18 protein-coding genes are annotated in these 19,195 nt (G+C 60.6%); 16 read left to right on the top strand and 2 right to left on the bottom strand.

The window, feature by feature from the left end; all coding sequences use genetic code 11:
• Positions 1-7 precede the first annotated feature (7 nt).
• The 12 genes from rimM (at position 8) to C7477_RS05630 (ending at position 10,786) form a co-directional block, all read left to right on the top strand.
• Positions 8-550, top strand: coding sequence for a ribosome maturation factor RimM (gene rimM / locus C7477_RS05685; protein WP_110749936.1), 543 nt, complete (start codon positions 8-10; stop codon positions 548-550).
• Complete coding sequence (gene trmD / locus C7477_RS05680) at positions 547-1,245, top strand: tRNA (guanosine(37)-N1)-methyltransferase TrmD (RefSeq protein WP_110749934.1); 699 nt, start codon at positions 547-549, stop codon at positions 1,243-1,245. Before rimM ends, trmD begins: the two co-directional genes overlap by 4 nt.
• Positions 1,246-1,442: 197 nt before the next feature.
• The gene (gene rplS, locus C7477_RS05675; protein ID WP_110749932.1) at positions 1,443-1,874 is read left to right on the top strand and encodes a 50S ribosomal protein L19; all 432 of its coding nucleotides are present in this window, start codon (positions 1,443-1,445) and stop codon (positions 1,872-1,874) included.
• Positions 1,875-2,180: 306 nt separating this feature from the next.
• Positions 2,181-3,590, top strand: coding sequence for a 3-isopropylmalate dehydratase large subunit (leuC, locus tag C7477_RS05670; RefSeq protein WP_110749931.1), 1,410 nt, complete (start codon positions 2,181-2,183; stop codon positions 3,588-3,590).
• A gap of 280 nt (positions 3,591-3,870) precedes the next feature.
• On the top strand, positions 3,871-5,094 hold the full coding sequence (locus C7477_RS05665; protein ID WP_110750250.1) for a GGDEF domain-containing protein: 1,224 nt from the start codon (positions 3,871-3,873) through the stop codon (positions 5,092-5,094).
• Positions 5,095-5,185: 91 nt separating this feature from the next.
• A complete protein-coding gene (locus C7477_RS05660) occupies positions 5,186-5,662 on the top strand; it encodes a GNAT family N-acetyltransferase (RefSeq protein ID WP_110749929.1) in 477 nt (158 codons plus the stop codon).
• 376 nt (positions 5,663-6,038) lie between these two features.
• A complete protein-coding gene (sdhC, locus tag C7477_RS05655; RefSeq protein WP_110749927.1) occupies positions 6,039-6,437 on the top strand; it encodes a succinate dehydrogenase, cytochrome b556 subunit in 399 nt (132 codons plus the stop codon).
• A 15-nt stretch (positions 6,438-6,452) separates the two neighbouring features.
• Positions 6,453-6,836: a succinate dehydrogenase, hydrophobic membrane anchor protein gene (gene sdhD, locus C7477_RS05650; protein ID WP_110749925.1), complete on the top strand. Its 384-nt coding sequence runs from the start codon at positions 6,453-6,455 to the stop codon at positions 6,834-6,836.
• Positions 6,837-6,843: 7 nt separating this feature from the next.
• Positions 6,844-8,712, top strand: coding sequence for a succinate dehydrogenase flavoprotein subunit (gene sdhA / locus C7477_RS05645; RefSeq protein WP_110749923.1), 1,869 nt, complete (start codon positions 6,844-6,846; stop codon positions 8,710-8,712).
• Between the two features lie 15 nt (positions 8,713-8,727).
• Positions 8,728-9,507, top strand: a complete 780-nt coding sequence (locus tag C7477_RS05640) for a succinate dehydrogenase iron-sulfur subunit (RefSeq protein WP_110749921.1) — start codon at positions 8,728-8,730, stop codon at positions 9,505-9,507.
• Between the two features lie 64 nt (positions 9,508-9,571).
• Entirely contained in the window at positions 9,572-10,408 is an 837-nt protein-coding gene (locus C7477_RS05635; RefSeq protein ID WP_110749919.1) for a nucleotidyltransferase domain-containing protein, read from the top strand.
• A 6-nt stretch (positions 10,409-10,414) separates the two neighbouring features.
• Complete coding sequence (locus tag C7477_RS05630) at positions 10,415-10,786, top strand: VOC family protein (protein WP_110749917.1); 372 nt, start codon at positions 10,415-10,417, stop codon at positions 10,784-10,786.
• Between the two features lie 170 nt (positions 10,787-10,956).
• On the opposite strand, the gene C7477_RS05625 is transcribed toward C7477_RS05630, so the two are convergent.
• Complete coding sequence (locus tag C7477_RS05625) at positions 10,957-11,394, bottom strand: OsmC family protein (RefSeq protein WP_110749915.1); 438 nt, start codon at positions 11,392-11,394, stop codon at positions 10,957-10,959.
• Positions 11,395-11,544: 150 nt separating this feature from the next.
• Positions 11,545-12,798, bottom strand: a complete 1,254-nt coding sequence (locus C7477_RS05620; protein ID WP_110749914.1) for a ubiquinone biosynthesis hydroxylase — start codon at positions 12,796-12,798, stop codon at positions 11,545-11,547.
• A 192-nt stretch (positions 12,799-12,990) separates the two neighbouring features.
• Here C7477_RS05620 and tesB point away from each other — a divergent pair, with 192 nt between their 5' ends.
• From tesB to C7477_RS05600, 4 genes are all read left to right on the top strand, one after another.
• Positions 12,991-13,860, top strand: coding sequence for an acyl-CoA thioesterase II (gene tesB, locus C7477_RS05615; RefSeq protein ID WP_110749912.1), 870 nt, complete (start codon positions 12,991-12,993; stop codon positions 13,858-13,860).
• A 210-nt stretch (positions 13,861-14,070) separates the two neighbouring features.
• A complete protein-coding gene (locus tag C7477_RS05610; RefSeq protein WP_110750248.1) occupies positions 14,071-14,409 on the top strand; it encodes a P-II family nitrogen regulator in 339 nt (112 codons plus the stop codon).
• A gap of 252 nt (positions 14,410-14,661) precedes the next feature.
• Positions 14,662-15,984 (top strand): ammonium transporter, encoded by a 1,323-nt coding sequence (locus tag C7477_RS05605; RefSeq protein ID WP_110749910.1) that lies wholly within the window; start codon positions 14,662-14,664, stop codon positions 15,982-15,984.
• A gap of 545 nt (positions 15,985-16,529) precedes the next feature.
• Positions 16,530-19,034 (top strand): DNA translocase FtsK, encoded by a 2,505-nt coding sequence (locus C7477_RS05600; protein WP_110749908.1) that lies wholly within the window; start codon positions 16,530-16,532, stop codon positions 19,032-19,034.
• Positions 19,035-19,195: the final 161 nt, after the last annotated feature.

Genomic DNA, 19,195 nt, shown 5'->3' with positions numbered 1-19,195 from the left:
AAATTCCATGCCAAAACCTGAAAACCCGGTCCTTCTTGCCATCATCGGCGCGGCGCACGGTACGCGTGGCGAAGTCCGGGTCAAGACTCATACCGCCGATCCGCTGGCGCTTGGCGATTACGGGCTTCTCTATGACGAGGCAGGGCGCAGCTTTGAAATCCTTGAGATACGACCCGCGAAAACCGTCGTCGTGGTGCGGTTCAAGGGCGTGAACGACCGCAATGCGGCGGAAAAGCTGAACGGCACGGCGCTGTTCATCGACCGCGCGCAATTGCCGGAAGAACTGGATGAGGATGAGTTCTACCACGAGGATCTGGTCGGCCTCGAAGCGGTCGATCTCGACGGCGTGGTGATCGGGGAGATTACCGCCGTTTTCGATTTCGGCGGCGGCGATCTGCTTGAACTCAGCACGCCCGGCCGCAAACCCTATCTCATCCCTTTCACGCAAAGCGCGGTGCCGGGAATCGATCTCGACACCGGGCGTCTGGTGGTGGACCCGGTGGCGGCGGGGCTTGTGGCTGATGATGATTCCGATGAGCCGCGCCCATGAGTTTCCGCGCGACGGTTCTGACGCTCTATCCCGAAATGTTTCCCGGCCCGCTCGGCATCTCGCTGGCCGGCAAGGCATTGGCCGAAGAGAAATGGCGGCTGGAGACGGTGCAAATCCGCGATTTCGCGACAAGCAAACACCGGATGGTGGACGATACGCCGGCGGGCGGCGGCGCGGGCATGGTGATGAAGCCCGATGTGGTGGCGCGCGCTGTCGATAGCGTCGCGGATGAGCGGCCAAGGCTGTTGATGAGCCCGCGCGGCGCGCCGCTGACGCAGAAGCGGGTGAGGGCACTCGCGGAAGGGCCGGGCGCGATCATCCTGTGCGGGCGTTTTGAAGGTGTTGATGAGCGAGTGATCGAGGCGCGTGAACTCGAAGAAATTTCCATCGGCGATTATATTTTGTCGGGCGGGGAGACGGCGGCGTTCGTGCTGCTCGATGCGGTGGTGCGGCTGTTGCCCGGCGTCATGGGCAATGAGCAGTCCGGCGAGACGGAGAGCTTCGAAACCGGGCTTCTGGAGTATCCGCATTATACCCGGCCTCAAGCCTGGGAAGGGCGGTCCATTCCCGATGTGCTGACTTCCGGCAATCATGGCGCTATCGACAAATGGCGGCGCGCCGAGGCGGAGCGGATTACGCGGGAAAGGCGCCCCGACCTGTGGGAGGCCTATCAGGGGATACGAAAGCCGAAGTGATCGGACGTTCATGGTCCTTGATTAAACAAGCCCGATAGTGTATTTGCCCGCCCATTACGGGGAAAACCCCGAAATCCACCAACCAATGAATGGTGAATTCGCTCCTGCCCGAAAGGCATAGCTGCACGGCCAATGGCACTGCGCAGCAAGGGTCGAGCGCTCTGACTGTTCGAGAAGAACCAGAAGGATTAGACGCAATGGACATCATTCGTCAGCTCGAGGCCGAGCAGGCCGCAAAGATCACCGAAAAGCGCACGCTGCCTGATTTCAAGCCGGGCGATACCGTTCGCGTTCAGGTGCGCGTCACCGAAGGCACCCGTACCCGCGTGCAGGCCTATGAAGGCGTCTGCATCGCCCGTTCCGGCTCCGGCATTCATGAAAATTTCACCGTCCGCAAGATTTCCTATGGCGAAGGCGTCGAGCGCGTGTTCCCGGTCTATTCGCCGATGGTGGAAGCCGTTGAGCTCGTTCGTCGCGGCAAGGTCCGCCGCGCCAAGCTCTACTATCTGCGCGGCCTGACCGGCAAGGCGGCCCGCATTGTCGAGAAGAAAGACAATCGCAAGGCCAAGGGTGCCGCGGTAGAGGCCAAGGTCGAGGCTGCTCCTGCTGCCGCTCCTGCGGCTGAATAAGCCGGTAGAATTCGAGTTTCAAAAAGGCGGCTTTCGAGCCGCCTTTTTCGTATGGACTCCTATTGGATTGCCTGAGACGGCGAAAATTGGTAAGAACTCTCGCATGAACGATAATGAATGGAACGGGCATAAGGTGTTCGTGCTGCAGGACCGCAAGCGGCTGCCGCAACGCTTTTCCGCGCGCGTTTCCGGGGCGCTCACCAGCCGACTTAGCTGATCAAGGCCCGAGGCCCAGGCTTGGCAAGCCTTTGTTTTGCCATACCCAAACTTTCCCTCTGCTTTGATTTTCAAGAACGGACATGAATCATGAGCGCACCCCGCACCCTCTATGACAAGATCTGGGACGACCATATGGTCGACCAGCAGCCAGACGGCACCTGCCTCCTCTATATCGACCGCCATCTCGTGCATGAGGTCACAAGCCCGCAGGCCTTCGAGGGCTTGCGCATGACGGGGCGCAAGGTGCGCCATCCGGAGCGGACGCTTGCCGTCGTCGATCACAACGTGCCGACCTCGCCTGACCGCAAGCAGGGCATCAAGAACGAGGAAAGCCGCATCCAGGTCGAGGCTTTGGCCCGGAATGCCGCCGATTTCGGCGTGGAGTATTATTCGGAAAACGATATCCGCCAGGGCATCGTCCATATCGTCGGGCCGGAGCAGGGCTTCACCCTGCCGGGCATGACCATCGTCTGCGGCGACAGCCATACCTCCACCCACGGCGCATTCGGTGCGCTGGCGCACGGCATCGGCACCTCGGAGGTCGAGCATGTGCTCGCCACGCAGACCCTGATCCAGAAGAAGGCCAAGAACATGCTGGTGCGCGTCGACGGCCAGCTTCCATCAGGCGTGACGGCGAAGGATATCATCCTTGCCATCATCGGCGAGATCGGCACTGCGGGCGGCACCGGCTATGTCATCGAATATGCCGGCGAGGCGATCCGCGCGTTGTCGATGGAAGGCCGCATGACGATCTGCAACATGAGCATCGAAGGCGGCGCGCGCGCGGGACTGATTGCGCCTGATGAGGCCACCTTCGAATATATCAAGGGCAAGCCGCGCGCGCCAAAGGGCGAGGAACTCGAACAGGCCATCGCTTACTGGAAGACGCTGAAGTCGGATGAGGGCGCGCATTTCGACAAGATCGTCACGCTCGACGCCGCCAATCTGGCGCCGGTCGTCTCGTGGGGTTCGTCGCCGGAAGATGTGGCACTTGTGACGGGCGAAGTGCCCAATCCCGCCGATATCGCCGATGAAACAAAGCGGGCATCGAAGCAGCGTGCGCTCGATTATATGGGCCTGACGGCCGGAACGAAAATCACCGACATCGCGCTCGACCGGGTCTTCATCGGCTCATGCACCAATGGCCGCATCGAGGATTTGCGCGAGGTGGCGAAGGTGGTCGAAGGCCGGAAGGTCGCCACGACCGTCAGCGCGATGATCGTGCCGGGCTCAGGCCTCGTCAAGGAGCAGGCAGAGGCCGAGGGCCTCGACAAAATCTTCCGGGAAGCAGGTTTCGACTGGCGCGAGCCGGGCTGTTCGATGTGCCTTGCCATGAATGATGACCGGCTGAAGCCGGGCGAGCGCTGCGCCTCGACCTCCAACCGCAATTTCGAGGGGCGCCAGGGCTTCAAGGGCCGCACACATCTGGTCTCGCCCGCGATGGCGGCTGCGGCGGCGATCGCCGGGCATTTCGTCGATATCCGCGAGTGGAAATAACGGACTGTGGTCCTCCTTCCCCCTTGCGGGGAAGGTGCCCGCGAAGCGGGCGGATGGGGGTGGAGACGGTTGCGTTCAATACTGCGCCACCCCCACCCCGGCGCTCCGCGCCGACCCTCCCCGCAAGGGGGAGGGTAAAAAGGCGCCCTGTTGCCTTTTTATTAACCATATTGCGAGTGATTTAGATTTTTCCAATAAAAACTTTCCCCAAGTGCGGCGATTTGCGCTTCCTTGTTCCGCGTGAATTATGCGTTTCGTCTGGGGTGGGGCAAAACATGGCATGAACGGCGCAAGTTTTATTCTTACCATCAACATGGTTGTTGCCGGGTTGTTCGCTGTCGCGTTTCTCGGAATTGCCGTCTATGAGAAGACCTATATTTCGGCGAGGCTCTTTGCTCTCGCTTTCATCTTTGCGATGTTGAATTTCGGCTCCGAGCTTCTGGTGCCGTCAATCGCAAATCCGAAAATCGGTTACATGCTTGCGTTCAGCACGTTCCTCTGCGCGCTGATCTGCTCCGCCATCGGTATGGCGTATAAATATTCAGTGCGGGTGCCGTGGGCGGGACTTGGCGTTCTGTTCGTGGTCTCGCTCGTCATGGTCTATTCTATCTACGATATTGCGCGCGTGACATTGATCGGTATGCTGCTCTATCAGGCGCCTTATTTTGTCGCCGTTTGTTTCTGCAATTATATCGTTCTGAAATCGCGGGCGCGCGGTATCATGGACATGCTGCTTTTCGGCGTGTTGTGCGCCAGCGCGGCCCACTTTCTCCTCAAACCTTATCTGGCCATCGCATCGGGAGGTATGGGCTCCAACCCGCAAGATTACATCCATACGGAATATGCGCTTTTCTCGCAGACCATCGGCGCTGCGATTTCAGTCGCCAACGGGCTCCTCATGCTGGTGATCCTGACCCGCGATCTTGTAACGGATATGTCGGCGCGTTCGGAAACCGATTTGCTGTCACGTCTATTCAATCGCCGTGGTTTCGAGGTCAGGAGCGAGGCAGCGATTGCGCAGGCGAAACGCTTGAACCTGCCGCTTTCGCTCGTCATTTGCGATCTCGATAGCTTTAAAACCATCAACGACACCTACGGGCATGGGCTGGGTGACAATGTGATCGCGGCCTTCGCGGCGATCTTGCGAGAAATAGCATCGGAACGGGATATCGTCGCGCGTATCGGCGGCGAAGAATTCGCCATCTTGCTACCCGGCATGGGCATCCAGACCGCGCGCCTCTTTGCGGAGAAGGCGCGGAGCAATTTTGTCAATCGCCGGATCAGGGACATGCCTGAGGAAAGCCGGTTCACGGCAAGTTTCGGGGTTGCGGAACTGCAGAATGGCGACGTGCTTTCCGACCTCATGCGCCGCGCCGACAATGCGCTTTACGAGGCCAAGAAAAGCGGGCGCAATTGTGTGCATCTGGCGCTGTCCTCTGGCGACAAACAGAAAATCATCGAGTTGCGTCCACCAGGAGGACGTCCAAGACCTCAAAATTCATGAAATGCCTGGCCGGACTTGATGAGGCCGGGCTTGACGCGGGCAGCAGGATAATTTCATTTCAAATGTCGATCGACCGGAGGAGCCACGACCGATGCCCGACACCCAAGCCGCCCAGGCCGCCCATGCAGTTGATATCTCGTTGTTGCACTTGCGCGACGCGAATGAGTTCGCGCCGCTGCTTGCAAGCTACGCGCAGGCGTTGAAACGCGGCGCGCCGCGGCGCCCGGATGCGTATTATGCAGAAAAGCTGTTGCAAGACCGCGCGGCGGAGATCGCCGGCGCCAAGCTCGATGGCGTTCTCGTCGGCTTCGCCATTTTTTATGATTTGCCGGAGCCTGTTTCCGGGATGCGCTGCGGACAGGTGGATCATATCTATGTGCATCATGACCATCGCGGCAAAGGCATCGCCAAGGCGTTGATCGATGTTCTGGCCGACAAGGCGGAGGAGCGCAGCTGGTCGAAGCTGATTCTCAATGCGCCGCGCCAGCCCGAAGATGGGCGCAAGCTCTATGAGCAGGTGGCGGCGGCGGCGGATTGGACCAGCTTTATGATTCGGTTCGGAGGGTGAATACCGCTGGAAACCTCTCCTCCGTCATTCTCGTGCTTGTCCCGAGTATTCGCGACGCGGAAGGAAAGCGATGACCGTCCTGATGTTGAGCCGTTGTAGTGTCTCCGGACAAGCTCGATAATGACGGCAATAAGGGGCCGGTAAACTTTTCGAGAGGCATAGCCGCTTCAAACGATTGAAGCGTTGAGTTCGTGATGCCTGCGGCAATATGCAGCCAGATGCTTGGCGTCAAAGGGCTAAGTGCCTTTGACGCCACCCAAAAAGCGCAGTAGATAACGGCGCAAACCGATCATACAGATTTTGGCGTGGGGCTGTTTCTTAAGCCGTCGCGCCTAAACATGTGCCAGATGAACTGGAAAATTTTTTTGGGGCAGCCATGACGAAGCCGATAGCCACCCGCCAACGCCCGCTTTCGCCGCATCTGACCGTCTATAAGTGGCCGATCACGATGACGATGTCGATCCTGCATCGCATTACGGGCGGCGCGCTTTATTTCGGCACATTGCTGGTCGCACTCTGGCTGGTATCGGCAGCGACGGATGAGCACCTTTTCAATCTGGTCAACGGTTTCTTCGGTTCATGGTTCGGGCTGCTGGTGCTGTTCGGCTACACCTGGGCGCTCATGCACCACATGGTGGGCGGCATCCGCCATCTGATATGGGATACGATCACCGGCCTAGACAAGCAGACGGCTTCCAAAATGGCATGGGCGACCGTGATCACGTCCGTGACGCTGACGCTTCTCATCTGGGTCGCCGGCGCCCTGCTGCGGTAGATAAGGAATCATACAATGAGCGATATGCGTACGCCTCTGGGCCGGGTTCGCGGGCTCGGGTCCGCCAAGGAAGGCACCGGGCATTTCTGGCGCCAGCGGCTGACTGCGGTCGCCAATGTGCCGCTGATGCTGTTCTTCGTCGGTCTCATCGTGTCCCTGCATGGCGCGGATTTCAACGAAGTGAGGGCCTCCCTTTCACATCCGCTGACCGCGCTGGTGATGATCCTCGTCCTGCTATCCGCGCTCTACCACATGCGCCTTGGAATGCAGGTGATCATTGAGGATTACGTGCATGGCGAAGGCGCAAAACTCATCCTGCTGATGCTGAACACATTCTTCGCGATTGTGATCGGCGTCGCCTGCATTTTCTCCATCCTCAAGCTCAGCTTCGGAGGTTGAAGCCATTATGGCCAAGACGGCTCAGACAAAGACGGCTCAGACAAAGAAACGCGCGGCCCAGGCCGCGGACGGCAAATCCTATCAGTTCGTCGATCACAAGTTCGATGTCGTGGTGGTCGGCGCGGGCGGCGCGGGCTTGCGCGCGACGCTGGGCATGGCCGAACAGGGCTTGAAGACCGCCTGCATCACCAAGGTGTTCCCGACGCGTTCGCACACGGTCGCGGCGCAGGGCGGCATTGCGGCATCGCTCGGCAATATGGGCGCCGATTCCTGGCAGTGGCATATGTACGATACCGTCAAGGGATCGGACTGGCTGGGCGATACGGACGCGATGGAATATCTGGCGCGCGAGGCGCCCGCCGCCGTCTACGAGCTTGAGCATTACGGCGTGCCGTTCTCGCGCACCGAGGAAGGCAAGATCTATCAGCGGCCCTTCGGCGGGCATATGATGAACTATGGCGATGGGCCGCCCGTGCAGCGCACCTGCGCCGCCGCCGACCGCACCGGCCACGCAATCCTGCATACGCTCTACGGACAGAGCCTGAAGAACAACGCGCAGTTCTTCGTCGAATATTTCGCGCTTGATCTCATCATGACCGACGGGGTGTGCACCGGCGTCGTTGCCTGGAACCTCGATGACGGTACGATCCATCGCTTCGCGGCGAAGATGGTGGTGCTGGCGACGGGCGGCTATGGCCGCGCCTATTTCTCGGCGACGTCCGCCCACACCTGCACCGGCGATGGCGGCGGCATGGCCGTGCGCGCGGGTCTGCCGCTGCAGGACATGGAGTTCGTGCAGTTCCACCCGACCGGCATCTACGGCGCGGGCTGCCTCATCACCGAAGGCGCGCGCGGCGAGGGCGGTTATCTCGTCAATTCCGAAGGCGAACGCTTCATGGAGCGCTATGCGCCGTCGGCGAAAGACCTTGCTTCGCGTGACGTGGTCTCCCGCTGCATGACGATGGAGATCCGCGAAGGTCGCGGCGTCGGCAAGAACAAGGACCACATCTACCTGCATCTCGATCATCTCGATCCGGCGGTGCTGCATGAGCGGCTTCCAGGCATCTCGGAATCGGCGAAAATCTTCGCCGGTGTCGATCTGACCAAGGAGCCGATCCCGGTGCTGCCGACGGTGCACTACAATATGGGCGGCATCCCGACCAATTATTGGGGCGAGGTGCTGAACCCGACCCCGGAGAACCCCGACCGCGTTCAGCCTGGCCTGATGGCCGTGGGCGAGGCGGGCTGCGCCTCGGTGCATGGCGCCAACCGGCTCGGCTCCAATTCGCTGATCGATCTGGTGGTGTTCGGACGGGCGGCTGCAATCCGCGCCGGGCAGGTGATCGACCGCAACGCCAAGATCCCCGAGATCAACCAGGCGGCGGTGGACACGATCATGGACCGTTTCAACCGCATCCGTTTTGCCGATGGGCACACGCCGACGGCGGCGCTGCGCGAGAAGATGCAGCGCACCATGCAGGAAGACGCCGCAGTGTTCCGCACGTCCGAATCCTTGAAGCAGGGCGCCGAGCGCATGGAGAAGCTCTGGCACGAGCTGCCCGATATCAAGGTGACGGACCGCTCGATGATCTGGAATTCCGATCTGGTCGAGACGCTGGAACTGGAAAACCTGATGATCAGCGCGCTCGCAACGGTGGTTTCCGCCGAGGCGCGCAAGGAAAGCCGCGGCGCCCATGCGCATGAGGATTTCCCGGATCGCGACGATGTCAACTGGCGCAAGCACACGCTTTCCTGGGTGGAGCCCGACGGCGAGGTCAAGCTCGGCTACCGGCCGGTGCATCTCGATCCGCTGGTTCCAGAAGCCGAGGGCGGCATCAGCCTCGCGAAGATCGCGCCCAAGAAGCGCGTTTATTGATAAAGGGACAGGCAAATGGCTGAATTCGCACTTCCCCAAAACTCCAAGCTCAAGCCTGGCCATGTCTGGCCCCGGCCTGAAGGCACGAATCATCTGACGGAGTTCAAGGTCTATCGCTGGTCGCCGGACGATGACGAAAACCCGCGCATGGACACCTATTATGTCGACCGCGACGATTGCGGACCGATGGTGCTGGATGGGCTGCTCTGGATCAAGAACAATGTCGATCCGACATTGACCTTGCGCCGCTCCTGCCGCGAAGGCATTTGCGGCTCCTGCGCGATGAATATCGACGGCGCCAACACGCTGGCCTGCACCAAGGGCATGGATGAGATCAGCGGGACGGTGAAGGTTTATCCGCTGCCGCACATGCCTGTCGTCAAGGATCTGGTGCCCGACCTGACGGTGCCTTATGCGCAGCTCGCCTCGATTGATCCATATCTCAAGACCGTTTCGCCGGAGCCGGCCAAGGAATGGCTGCAGAGCCATGAGGACCGCGCCAAGCTCGACGGGCTCTACGAGTGCATCCTGTGCTTCTGCTGCCAGACCTCGTGTCCGAGCTACTGGTGGAACGGCGAGCGCTATCTCGGCCCCGCCGTGCTGCTGCAGGCCTATCGCTGGCTGATCGATTCGCGCGACGAGGCAACGGGCGAGCGGCTGGACAATCTGGAAGATCCGTTCCGGCTCTATCGCTGCCACACGATCATGAACTGCGCCCAGGCCTGCCCCAAGGGGCTGAACCCGGCCAAGGCGATTGCCGAGATCAAGAAGATGATGGTGGAACGGCGGGTCTGATCGGTAATTTGATGATAATGAGGCGGCCTCACTTGTGAGGCCGTTTCTTTTTGGAGGAGCCCATATGCGCGCATTGCCGGATAATTTCGATAGCGAAGCCGTTGATGAAACTTACCGGCGGCTGGAGGGCGTCTCGCGCGATGAACGTGTCATCATTCCGCTTGCGGTGGAAAGCGGCAGCCGCGCATGGGGCTTTCCTTCTCCCGACAGCGACTATGATTGTCGTTTCGTCTATGTGCGGCCTGTCGAGGACAGTTTCACTCTTTTCCCGAAAAGGGATGTTATTGAGACGCCGCTGACCCCGATCATCGACGTCAATGGCTGGGAGTTGTCCAAGGCGCTGAAATTGCTGCTGACAGGGAACGCGGTCATCGTCGAATGGCTCACATCTCCAATCGTCTATCAGGCGCATGAAGAGTTCAGATCCGCATTTTTGGCGCTGGCAAATGTTGGCAATCGTGATGGGTTTGCAAGGCATTATTACTATATGGCGAGAAGCCAGTTCCAGCGCTTTGCCAGTGATGAAGAGGATCAGGCACTAAAGAAGGTTTTCTATTCCCTGCGCCCGCTCATGGCATTACGCTGGTTGCGCGTTCATGCCGATGAGAAAATTGCACCTATGCATTTTCCAACGCTTTGTGAAACCGCAGACCTACCAGGGGATTTGAAAAGCTGCATCCACGATCTGTTGGCACGCAAAGCTGAAACGCGGGAATTGGGAAAAGGGCGAGTACCGACCCCGATAATGAGTTTTCTGAAAAGCGAGTTTGCGCTGGCTGAGCAAGGGTTGACCAGATCGGAGCGTAACGCGCTGGAGGTGGAGGCCGCGAAAGAACAGCTGGACATTTTTTGGCGGTATTGGATCAATACCCTCTGGGATAAAAGCAACGCGATCTTGTGAGGTCACATGCTCGATCACATCGGTTTCAACATTTCCGACATGAGGAAATCGCGGGCATTTTATGACGCCGTGCTGGCACCGCTCGGGATAGAGCCTGTCATGGAGTTCGGCCACTGGGTGGGTTATGGCCGCCATGGCAAGCCGGAGTTCTGGATCGGCGCGCAAAAGGGCGCGCGGTTGTCAGGGCAATTGCATATCGCATTTTCCGCCGGCACGCGCGCCGAAGTGGATCGTTTCTACCAGGCCGCGCTTGAAACCGGTGGGCACGACAATGGCGCACCCGGAATTCGCGAACATTATCATCCAGATTATTACGGGGCCTTCGTCATCGATCCGGATGGGCATAATATCGAGGCGGTGTGTCACTTGCCGGAGTAGGTCTGAAGCCTCTTCCTTCCCCCTTGCGGGGGAAGTTGCCCGCGGAGTGGGCGGAGGCGGGTGCGCTCGATTCTGCACCACCCCCACCGGTCCTTCGGACCATTTACCGGGGCGAGCCACGGGTCTCGCCCGTCCTTCGGACCCCCGCAAGGGGGAGGGAAGGCGTTCTATCATGCCAACTTCGCGTCCAGCGTAACCTCGATGGCGCCGAGAGCCTTGGAAAGCGGGCAGCCTTCCTTGGCTTGATTGGCCAGCTTACGGAAATCGGCATCGCTGATATTGGGCACGGTGCCGACAAGTGTCAGCGCGCTTTTGGTGATCTCGAAACCGCCGCCTGTGGCCGGCTTGACGGTGACCGCAGCCGTTGCGTCAAGCTTTTGCGCTGGGGTGCCGTTCTCAGCCAGGATATGGGAAAGGGCCATGGCGAAGCAGCCTGCGTGGGCGGCGGCGAGAAGTTCTTCCGGGTTCGTCCCGGCCTTGCCACTTTCATCCTCGAAACGCGCCTTGAAATTGTAAGGCAAATTCTTCAAAGCGCCGCTTTGCGTGTCGAGTGTGCCGGAACCGTCGGTCAGGCCGCCCTTCCAGATTGCCGTTGCTTTCCTGTCCATCTGCCGTCTCCTTCGTGATGAGAAGCGTTTGCATGATTGCAGATGCCATATAGGGCGCAATGGCTGGCTCCGCCAGAGTGGCTTGTTCCCACCACATGATCTTATCCGAAAAGTCTGCAACTTTTCGGGATCATGCTAAGCATAAAATCTTCAAATCGCCTCGCCCTGCAAAAGGCGTGGGGTGTTTCCTGACAGGCCAGCGGCCTGGCGAATGAAGAACCGCTTCATTCCCGGCATTCGGTCCACAAGACCGAGGCCGATATCGCGGATTGCACGCACCGGGGTGATGTCGTTCGAGAACAGCCGGTTGAGCAGATCCGTCGTCACGCCCATCTGCACCGTATCGAACCGCCGCCAGGACTGGTAGCGCTCAAGCGCGGCGAGCGAGCCGATGTCGAGGCCGAGCCGATCGGTGCCGACGATGATTTCAGCGAGTGCAGCTGCATCGCGGAAGCCCATATTGAGGCCCTGTCCGGCGATGGGGTGAATGCCGTGCGCGGCGTCGCCCACCAGCGCGAAGCGCGGCTTGACGTATTCGCGCACCAGCATGAGCCCGAGCGGAAAGGCGCGGCGCGGGCCTTCCACCTTGATCGTCCCAAGCTTGTGGCCGAAGCGCTGCTCCAGTTCGGCTTCGAAACGGAAATCATCGAGGCCGACGATCCGCTCCGCATCCCGCGTACGCTCGGTCCAGACGAGCGATGAGCGGTTGCCCTTGAGCGGCAGGGTGGCGAAGGGGCCGGCAGGCAGGAAATGCTCCTCCGCGCGGCCATTGTGCGGGCGCTCGTGATGAACGGTGCAGACGATGCCCGACTGACCGTAGTCCCATTGCACGGTCTTGATTCCAGCGCGCTCGCGCAACTTCGAGCGCATCCCGTCGGCAGCGACGAGCAATCGCGCCTCCAGTGTCAGCCCGTCGCTCAAATGAACGGTGACGCTGCCGGCATGCGTATCGAAGCGGTCGACGCCGATGCCTTCGATGATCTCCACACCCAGTTCCCCGGCTTTGGCATGGAGCGCGGCATTGAGCGTGCGGTTCTCGACCATATGGGCGAAGGGTTCGCCGGGAGATACCTCGCCATCGAAGGTGAGGAAGACCGGGCGAACGGGATCGGACGTTCTGGAATCGGTGACGATCATGTCGTTGATCGGCTGGGCGTCGGGGAGGATAGGCTGCCAGCAACCCAGCCGATCGAGCATGCGCGAGGCGGCGGCGGCGATGGCTGAAGCGCGGGGGTCCTTCTTCCAATTGCCGGGGGGGGCGCTATCCACGACAAGAACGCGCAGGTGTGGCGAGGCCGCCTTGACCGCAACGGCGGTGGCAAGTCCGACATAGCCGCCGCCGGCGATCAAAATATCGACCGGGGCGGTGCTTGCGGCAGGTTGAGCAGTGGTCTGGCCGGTCATCGCTACATTTCCTTCCGTCGTCATCGAATATTCGAAGAACCGATGATCCTATACCGGACATCTGTCAATGTTGGAAATTTCGTTGTCATTTCTTTGGCTTCACAGCATTGCCCGTTGCGTCTCCAACGCCTTCACTTATTCTCTTGTTCCTGTTGAAGCGGAAATAAACGTAAGCGTGAGGGCGATCGAGCCATGTCCGAAGCCATGAAAGAACTCCTGTCGATTCTCGATCTGGAAACGCTGGAGCATGATCTGTTCCGCGGCCGCAGCCCGCAGGTGGGATGGCAGCGGGTGTTCGGCGGGCAAGTGATCGGGCAGGCGCTGGTGGCAGCGCAGCGCACGGTGGACAAGGACAGGCATGTGCATTCGCTGCACGCCTATTTCATGCGGCCCGGCGATCCGGCGGTGCCGATCATCTACGAGGTGGACCGCATTCGCGACGGTTCGAGCTTCACCACCAGGCGCGTGGTCGCCATACAGCATGGCAAGGCGATCTTTGCGCTTTCAGCCTCGTTTCAGGTGGACGAAGACGGGCTTTCTCACCAGAAGCCGATGCCCGAGGGCGTGCCTGAACCCGAAAAGCTGATGAGCGACCGGGAGATGAAGGAGCAGTATCTGCACCTCGCGCCGAAAAGCGTGCGCAGATATTGGGAAAGCGAGCGCCCGATCGAGATGAAGCCGGTCGCGCTTGCCCATTATTTCACGCGCGAGAAGCTGCCGCCGGAACAGAACGTCTGGATAAGGACCACCGGGCCCGTGCCTGATGATCGCGCCCTGCAGGCGGCGGTGCTAGCCTATATCTCCGACATGACGCTTCTCGACACGTCGCTCCATGCGCATGGCCGCTCGATCTTCGACCGCGATCTGCAGGTGGCAAGCCTTGACCATGCCATGTGGTTTCATCATCCCAACAAGCTCGATGACTGGCTGCTCTATACGCAGGACAGCCCAAGCGCGGCAGGCGCGCGCGGTTTCAATCGCGGTTCGATCTATACGCGGGATGGATTGCTCATCGCCTCCGTGACGCAGGAGGGGCTGATCCGGGTGCGGGAGGATAATTAAACGGCATCAACTTACAGATGCGAATATTTCCGCCTATTTTTTAGGCACTACATGCGTGCGGCATTTATCTCGACAATATTTTCATAATAAAATCAACCGTGTAGCCAACTGGCACGAAGCTTGAATTGCCCCTGCAGTCACCGGAACGGCATGGCCGTTCATGGCGATAGCTTCAACGCGGGAAGCCGCAACACAAGCAGGGAGACGCAGATGAAAATCGTAATGGCGATCATCAAGCCGTTCAAGCTGGATGAGGTGCGCGAAGCACTCACCGCAATCGGCATTCAGGGCCTGACCGTGACCGAAGTGAAGGGCTACGGACGGCAGAAGGGGCATACGGAAATCTATCGCGGCGCGGAATATACCGTGAGCTTTCTGCCGAAGATCAAGATTGAAGTCGCGGTAGCTAAGGATCTCGTGGAGAAGACCGTCGAGACCATCACCGCCGCCGCCAAGACCGGCCAGATCGGCGATGGCAAGATTTTCGTCATTCCCCTCGACCAGGCGGTGCGCATCCGTACCGGCGAAACCGATGCGGATGCGCTCTAGAAGCGCGGGTTCAATCCATGGCTTCCATAGGTCAAAATGCTCAAACAGGCGGCGCAATCAGCGGAAATGGCTGTTTTTTGTGCAGGTCACGCCAGCGTAGCATGAGGCTCTATCGAGGGACGAGAAAATAATCAATCTTTATAGCCGGTTAGGAGCCAATGGGGGAATTGGCACGGAACTTGGTTATGGGAAATTGGGCCGGGACTTGGGACGCTTGAGCGTTTGGGGCCGGTGGATCGACGGAGATTTTTGATGTTCACATTGAATAGACATATGCGCGCCGCAGGCGGCTCGCTCGCCGCCTTAAGCGCTTTCGCCGGCTCGGCAATGGCGCAGGAAGCCGCGCCTGCCGCTGCCGCCGCCGCGCCTGCTTTCGACACCGGCGACACGGCGTGGATGCTGACGTCCTCGGCGCTGGTGCTGATGATGACCATTCCTGGCCTTGCGCTCTTTTATGGCGGCATGGTCCGCAAGAAGAACGTGCTTTCCACGGTCATGCAGAGCTTCGCGATCTGCTGCCTCCTGAGCGTGCTGTGGATGATCGTCGGCTATTCGCTCGTCTTCACCGACGGCGGGTCGATCAATTCCTGGCTGGGCGGCTTCAGCAAGACCTTCCTTTCCGGCGTCGGCATGACCTCCGCGCACCCGCTGGCGGGGACGATCCCGGAATATCTGTTCATCATGTTCCAGATGACCTTCGCGATCATCACCCCGGCGCTGATCGCGGGCGCGTTCGCTGAACGCATGAAGTTCTCGGCGATGCTGCTGTTCATGGCCATCTGGCTCATCGTCGTCTATGTGCCGGTGGCGCATTGGGTCTGGGGCGGCGGTTTCCTCGGCTCCCATGGCGTGCTTGATTTCGCGGGCGGCACGGTCGTTCACATCAATGCCGGTATCGCCGGTCTCGTCGCCGCGCTCATCATCGGCAAGCGCGAGGGCTATGGCCAGGTCAACATGGCGCCGCATAATCTGGTGCTGTCGGTCATCGGCGCTTCGCTGTTGTGGGTCGGCTGGTTCGGCTTCAACGCCGGTTCGGCTGTCGGCTCCAACGCGCTTGCCAGCGTCGCCATGCTGAACACGCAGGTCGCCGCCGCCGGCGCCGCGCTCACCTGGATGTTCGCGGAGTGGATCGTCGCCAAGAAGCCGAGCGTGCTCGGCATCATCTCGGGCGCCGTCGCCGGTCTCGTCGCGGTCACGCCCGCCGCCGGCTTCGTCAACCCGACCGGCGCGCTGATCATCGGCCTCATCGCGGGCGTCGTCTGCTACATCGCCGCCGTCAAGCTGAAGCATGCGCTCGGCTATGACGACTCGCTCGATGCCTTCGGCGTGCACGGCGTGGGCGGCATCGTCGGCGCGATCCTGACCGGCGTGTTCGCCGATCCGGCCGTCAACGCGCTCAGCTCGGGCGCCTCGGTCAGCACGCAGATCTATGGTGTCATCTTCACCATCATCTATTCCGCCGTCGCCACCGCGATCATCCTGTATGTCGTCAAGGCGCTCGTCGGGCTGCGTCCGACCAAGCAGGAAGAAATCGAAGGTCTCGATATCAACCTGCATGGCGAGACGGTGCATTAAACTGGGCACCAGCCGTTCGAAATGTGGAGAAGGCCCGGATTCCGGGCCTTTTTCTTATGGGACTATTAATGGAGAGTACGGCGGTCCTGGCAAGTGCAGTGGTTGAACATTAGCGATTCCGTCTATCCAGTCGTCATCCTCGGGCTTGACCCGAGGATCCACGGCTGAGGAGCACCGGCATCGCCGCCCGCATCCGCGCCGTTCAGTAAGCGGACACGGTCGATATCCAGGCCGATAATTAACGATCCCGTCGCGAGTTATAATGCCGCTTACGCCCCCTTGTCCGTGGATCCTCGGGTCAAGCCCGAGGATGACGACTGGGAGGGGGAGATGCCCGGCAGGGCAGCGGTACTGTCCCGCTGACATTTCCTTTTCAATCGAACTGCTTTAAGTTGAATCTGCCCGCCGGAGAAAGCGCTTCCCAAGGAAAGCCCCAACTCATTGCATGGTTAATGCGGCCTTAACCTTCCCTGCCTTAGGGTTGGGGCCGAATCCGTCAGGCGGAATATCGGCGGAACAGGCAATGGTAAAAGGCAATTAGCTTCATGCGGCAAGGATATGCGCTTCAGGGCGAGAGAACGCGTAATGCCCGTCTCGAACTGGCGGGTATTTTCCGCCGGCAGCTCGATATCCTGTTTGGTCTTCTGGTGCTTGCCGGGGTAGGGCTCGCCGCGGGAGCGCTGGCGACGTGGAATGTCGCCGATCCGAGCTTCAGCCATGCCACGTCCAATCCGGTCACCAATGCGCTGGGCTTCCCCGGCGCGGCGTTTGCCGATATTGCCATGCAGTTCCTGGGGCTCTCCAGCGTCGCAGCGCTGCTGCCTGCCGTGTTCTGGGGGATGCTGCTGATCGCGCATGGACATATCGGCCGCTTGCCAAAGCGAATTCTCGCCTGGGTCGGGTCCGCGCTGCTATTCGCCGCAATCGCAAGCTGCCTCTCGGCGCCGCAGAGCTGGCCGATGCAGATCGGGCTCGGCGGTGTGTTGGGCGATCTTGTTCTCAAAGTTCCAAGTATCTTTCTTGGCGATTTTCCGCGCGGCAGCGCCGCGTCGATCATCATCGCCATTCTTGCCGTTCCGGCGCTGCTGCTTTGCGCCTTTGCCAGCGGCTTGACGGGGCGGGCGCAGCCTCTCGCCAGCCCGGCGCGCCCGAAGGCACGTACGCCGCAGGAGCTTGATGACGAGGATGGCGATGACGACGAAGATGGCGGCGGCTCGCTTGCGCTTGGCGCGGTGACGCATTGGCTCTACAGCGCGCGGGCGATGCTGCATCGCCTGACCGGACGAGGCGCGGCGCGGCGAGAGCGGCAGGCCGCAGGGCATTCGCTCGGCGCGGCTCCGGCCCGTGGCGGCGCACGGCGTGAGCCGGGCTTCGGCGATGGGCGCGATGAGTTCGATGAACCGCCTTTCGACGAGGATGATATGGGTCCGGCGGCGCCGCCGCTCGCGACGGGCCGGGTGGAGGTGCCGCCCAGAGCGCAGAAGGCCGGCGGCCGGGCGCAGACAGCCACCAAGCCGCCGCGTACGATCAGCGGCGTTTTCGAGCTGCCTCCGCTGCAGCTTCTGAGCGAGCCGAAGAAAGTTGTGCGCGATGCGAGCCTTTCCAAGGAAGCGCTGGAGCAGAACGCGCGGCTGCTGGAAGGCGTACTGGAGGATTTCGGCGTCAAGGGCGATATCATTCATGTGCGTCCCGGCCCGGTGGTGACGCTTTACGAATTGGAACCTGCGCCGGGCATCAAATCCTCGCGCGTCATTGGCCTTGCCGACGATATCGCCCGCTCGATGAGCGCCATCGCCGCGCGCGTCGCTGTGGTGCCGGGGCGCAATGCTATCGGCATCGAACTGCCCAACCAGAAGCGCGAAATGGTCTATTTGCGCGAGATGCTGGCGAGCCGCGATTTCGAGCAGACCAAGACCAAGCTGGCGCTGGCGCTGGGCAAGACCATCAATGGCGAGCCTGTTATCGCCGATATCACCAAGTTCCCGCATTTGCTCGTCGCGGGAACCACCGGCTCGGGCAAATCCGTCGCCATCAATACGATGATCCTGTCGCTGCTTTACCGCATGACGCCGCAGGAATGCCGCCTGATCATGATCGACCCGAAGATGCTGGAACTTTCCGTCTATGACGGCATCCCGCATCTGCTGACCCCCGTCGTCACCGATCCGAAGAAGGCCGTCGTCGCGCTCAAATGGACCGTGCGCGAGATGGAGGACCGCTATCGCAAAATGTCGAAGGTCGGCGTGCGCAATATTGACGGTTTCAATGCCCGCGTCGGGCTGGCGCAGAAGAAGGGCGAGCGCATCGAGCGCACGGTGCAAACCGGCTTCGACCGCGATACGGGCGAGGCAGTCTACGAGACCGAGGAACTCGATCTCGAGCCGATGCCGTACATCGTCGTCATAATCGACGAGATGGCAGACCTGATGATGGTCGCCGGCAAGGATATCGAGGGCGCGGTGCAGCGGCTGGCGCAGATGGCGCGCGCGGCGGGCATCCATGTGATCATGGCGACGCAGCGTCCTTCGGTCGATGTCATCACCGGCACGATCAAGGCCAACTTCCCGACGCGCATCTCCTTCCAGGTCACGTCGAAGATCGACAGCCGCACCATCCTTGGCGAGCAGGGCGCGGAGCAATTGCTGGGGCAGGGCGACATGCTGTTCATGGCCGGCGGCGGGCGCATCCAGCGCGTACACGGCCCCTTCGTCGGCGACGACGAGGTGGAGAAGGTCGTCCAGCATCTGAAGCGCCAGGGCGCGCCGGAATATCTCGACGCCATCACCGAGGAAGACGACGAGGACGGCGAGGGCGGCGGGCCTGCCGGGACCTCCAATCTCGACGATTCGGACGATCCCTACGATCAGGCGGTCGCGGTGGTGCTGCGCGACAAGAAGGCCTCGACCTCCTATATCCAGCGGCGTCTCGGCATCGGCTACAACCGCGCGGCCTCGATCATCGAACGCATGGAGAAGGAGGGAATCGTCGGTCCCGCCAATCATGCGGGCAAGCGGGAGATATTGGTGCCGGGCGAGGGCGAGGATTACTGAGGGCTGGCAGGATAACGCGCCGACGCTTGTCGTCATTCGAAGTCCTCGGGTTGAACCCGAGGATGTCCCGAGAATCTGCCGTAAGAAAAAAGAAAAGCGATTGCCGTACTGACAGATTATGCCTCGGTAGATTCTCGGGACAAGCCCGAGAATGACGATCA

Origin of the sequence: Paramesorhizobium leguminum (genome assembly GCF_003217235.1) — a bacterium.
Classification (GTDB): Bacteria; Pseudomonadota; Alphaproteobacteria; order Rhizobiales; family Rhizobiaceae; genus Paramesorhizobium; species Paramesorhizobium leguminum.
Note: the sequence above shows the minus strand (reverse complement) of the source record. Positions and strands in the feature narration are given on the sequence as shown.

Coding starts and splice junctions, on each gene's coding strand:
- C7477_RS05665 (WP_110750250.1), top strand. CDS start 3,871: ATGAACGGCGCAAGTTTTATTCTTACCATCAACATGGTTGTTGCCGGG.
- sdhC (WP_110749927.1), top strand. CDS start 6,039: ATGACGAAGCCGATAGCCACCCGCCAACGCCCGCTTTCGCCGCATCTG.
- sdhD (WP_110749925.1), top strand. CDS start 6,453: ATGAGCGATATGCGTACGCCTCTGGGCCGGGTTCGCGGGCTCGGGTCC.
- C7477_RS05635 (WP_110749919.1), top strand. CDS start 9,572: ATGCGCGCATTGCCGGATAATTTCGATAGCGAAGCCGTTGATGAAACT.
- trmD (WP_110749934.1), top strand. CDS start 547: ATGAGTTTCCGCGCGACGGTTCTGACGCTCTATCCCGAAATGTTTCCC.
- tesB (WP_110749912.1), top strand. CDS start 12,991: ATGTCCGAAGCCATGAAAGAACTCCTGTCGATTCTCGATCTGGAAACG.
- C7477_RS05660 (WP_110749929.1), top strand. CDS start 5,186: ATGCCCGACACCCAAGCCGCCCAGGCCGCCCATGCAGTTGATATCTCG.
- rplS (WP_110749932.1), top strand. CDS start 1,443: ATGGACATCATTCGTCAGCTCGAGGCCGAGCAGGCCGCAAAGATCACC.
- C7477_RS05630 (WP_110749917.1), top strand. CDS start 10,415: ATGCTCGATCACATCGGTTTCAACATTTCCGACATGAGGAAATCGCGG.
- C7477_RS05605 (WP_110749910.1), top strand. CDS start 14,662: ATGTTCACATTGAATAGACATATGCGCGCCGCAGGCGGCTCGCTCGCC.
- C7477_RS05620 (WP_110749914.1), bottom strand. CDS start 12,798: ATGACCGGCCAGACCACTGCTCAACCTGCCGCAAGCACCGCCCCGGTC.
- C7477_RS05625 (WP_110749915.1), bottom strand. CDS start 11,394: ATGGACAGGAAAGCAACGGCAATCTGGAAGGGCGGCCTGACCGACGGT.
- leuC (WP_110749931.1), top strand. CDS start 2,181: ATGAGCGCACCCCGCACCCTCTATGACAAGATCTGGGACGACCATATG.
- C7477_RS05610 (WP_110750248.1), top strand. CDS start 14,071: ATGAAAATCGTAATGGCGATCATCAAGCCGTTCAAGCTGGATGAGGTG.
- C7477_RS05600 (WP_110749908.1), top strand. CDS start 16,530: ATGCGGCAAGGATATGCGCTTCAGGGCGAGAGAACGCGTAATGCCCGT.
- sdhA (WP_110749923.1), top strand. CDS start 6,844: ATGGCCAAGACGGCTCAGACAAAGACGGCTCAGACAAAGAAACGCGCG.
- C7477_RS05640 (WP_110749921.1), top strand. CDS start 8,728: ATGGCTGAATTCGCACTTCCCCAAAACTCCAAGCTCAAGCCTGGCCAT.
- rimM (WP_110749936.1), top strand. CDS start 8: ATGCCAAAACCTGAAAACCCGGTCCTTCTTGCCATCATCGGCGCGGCG.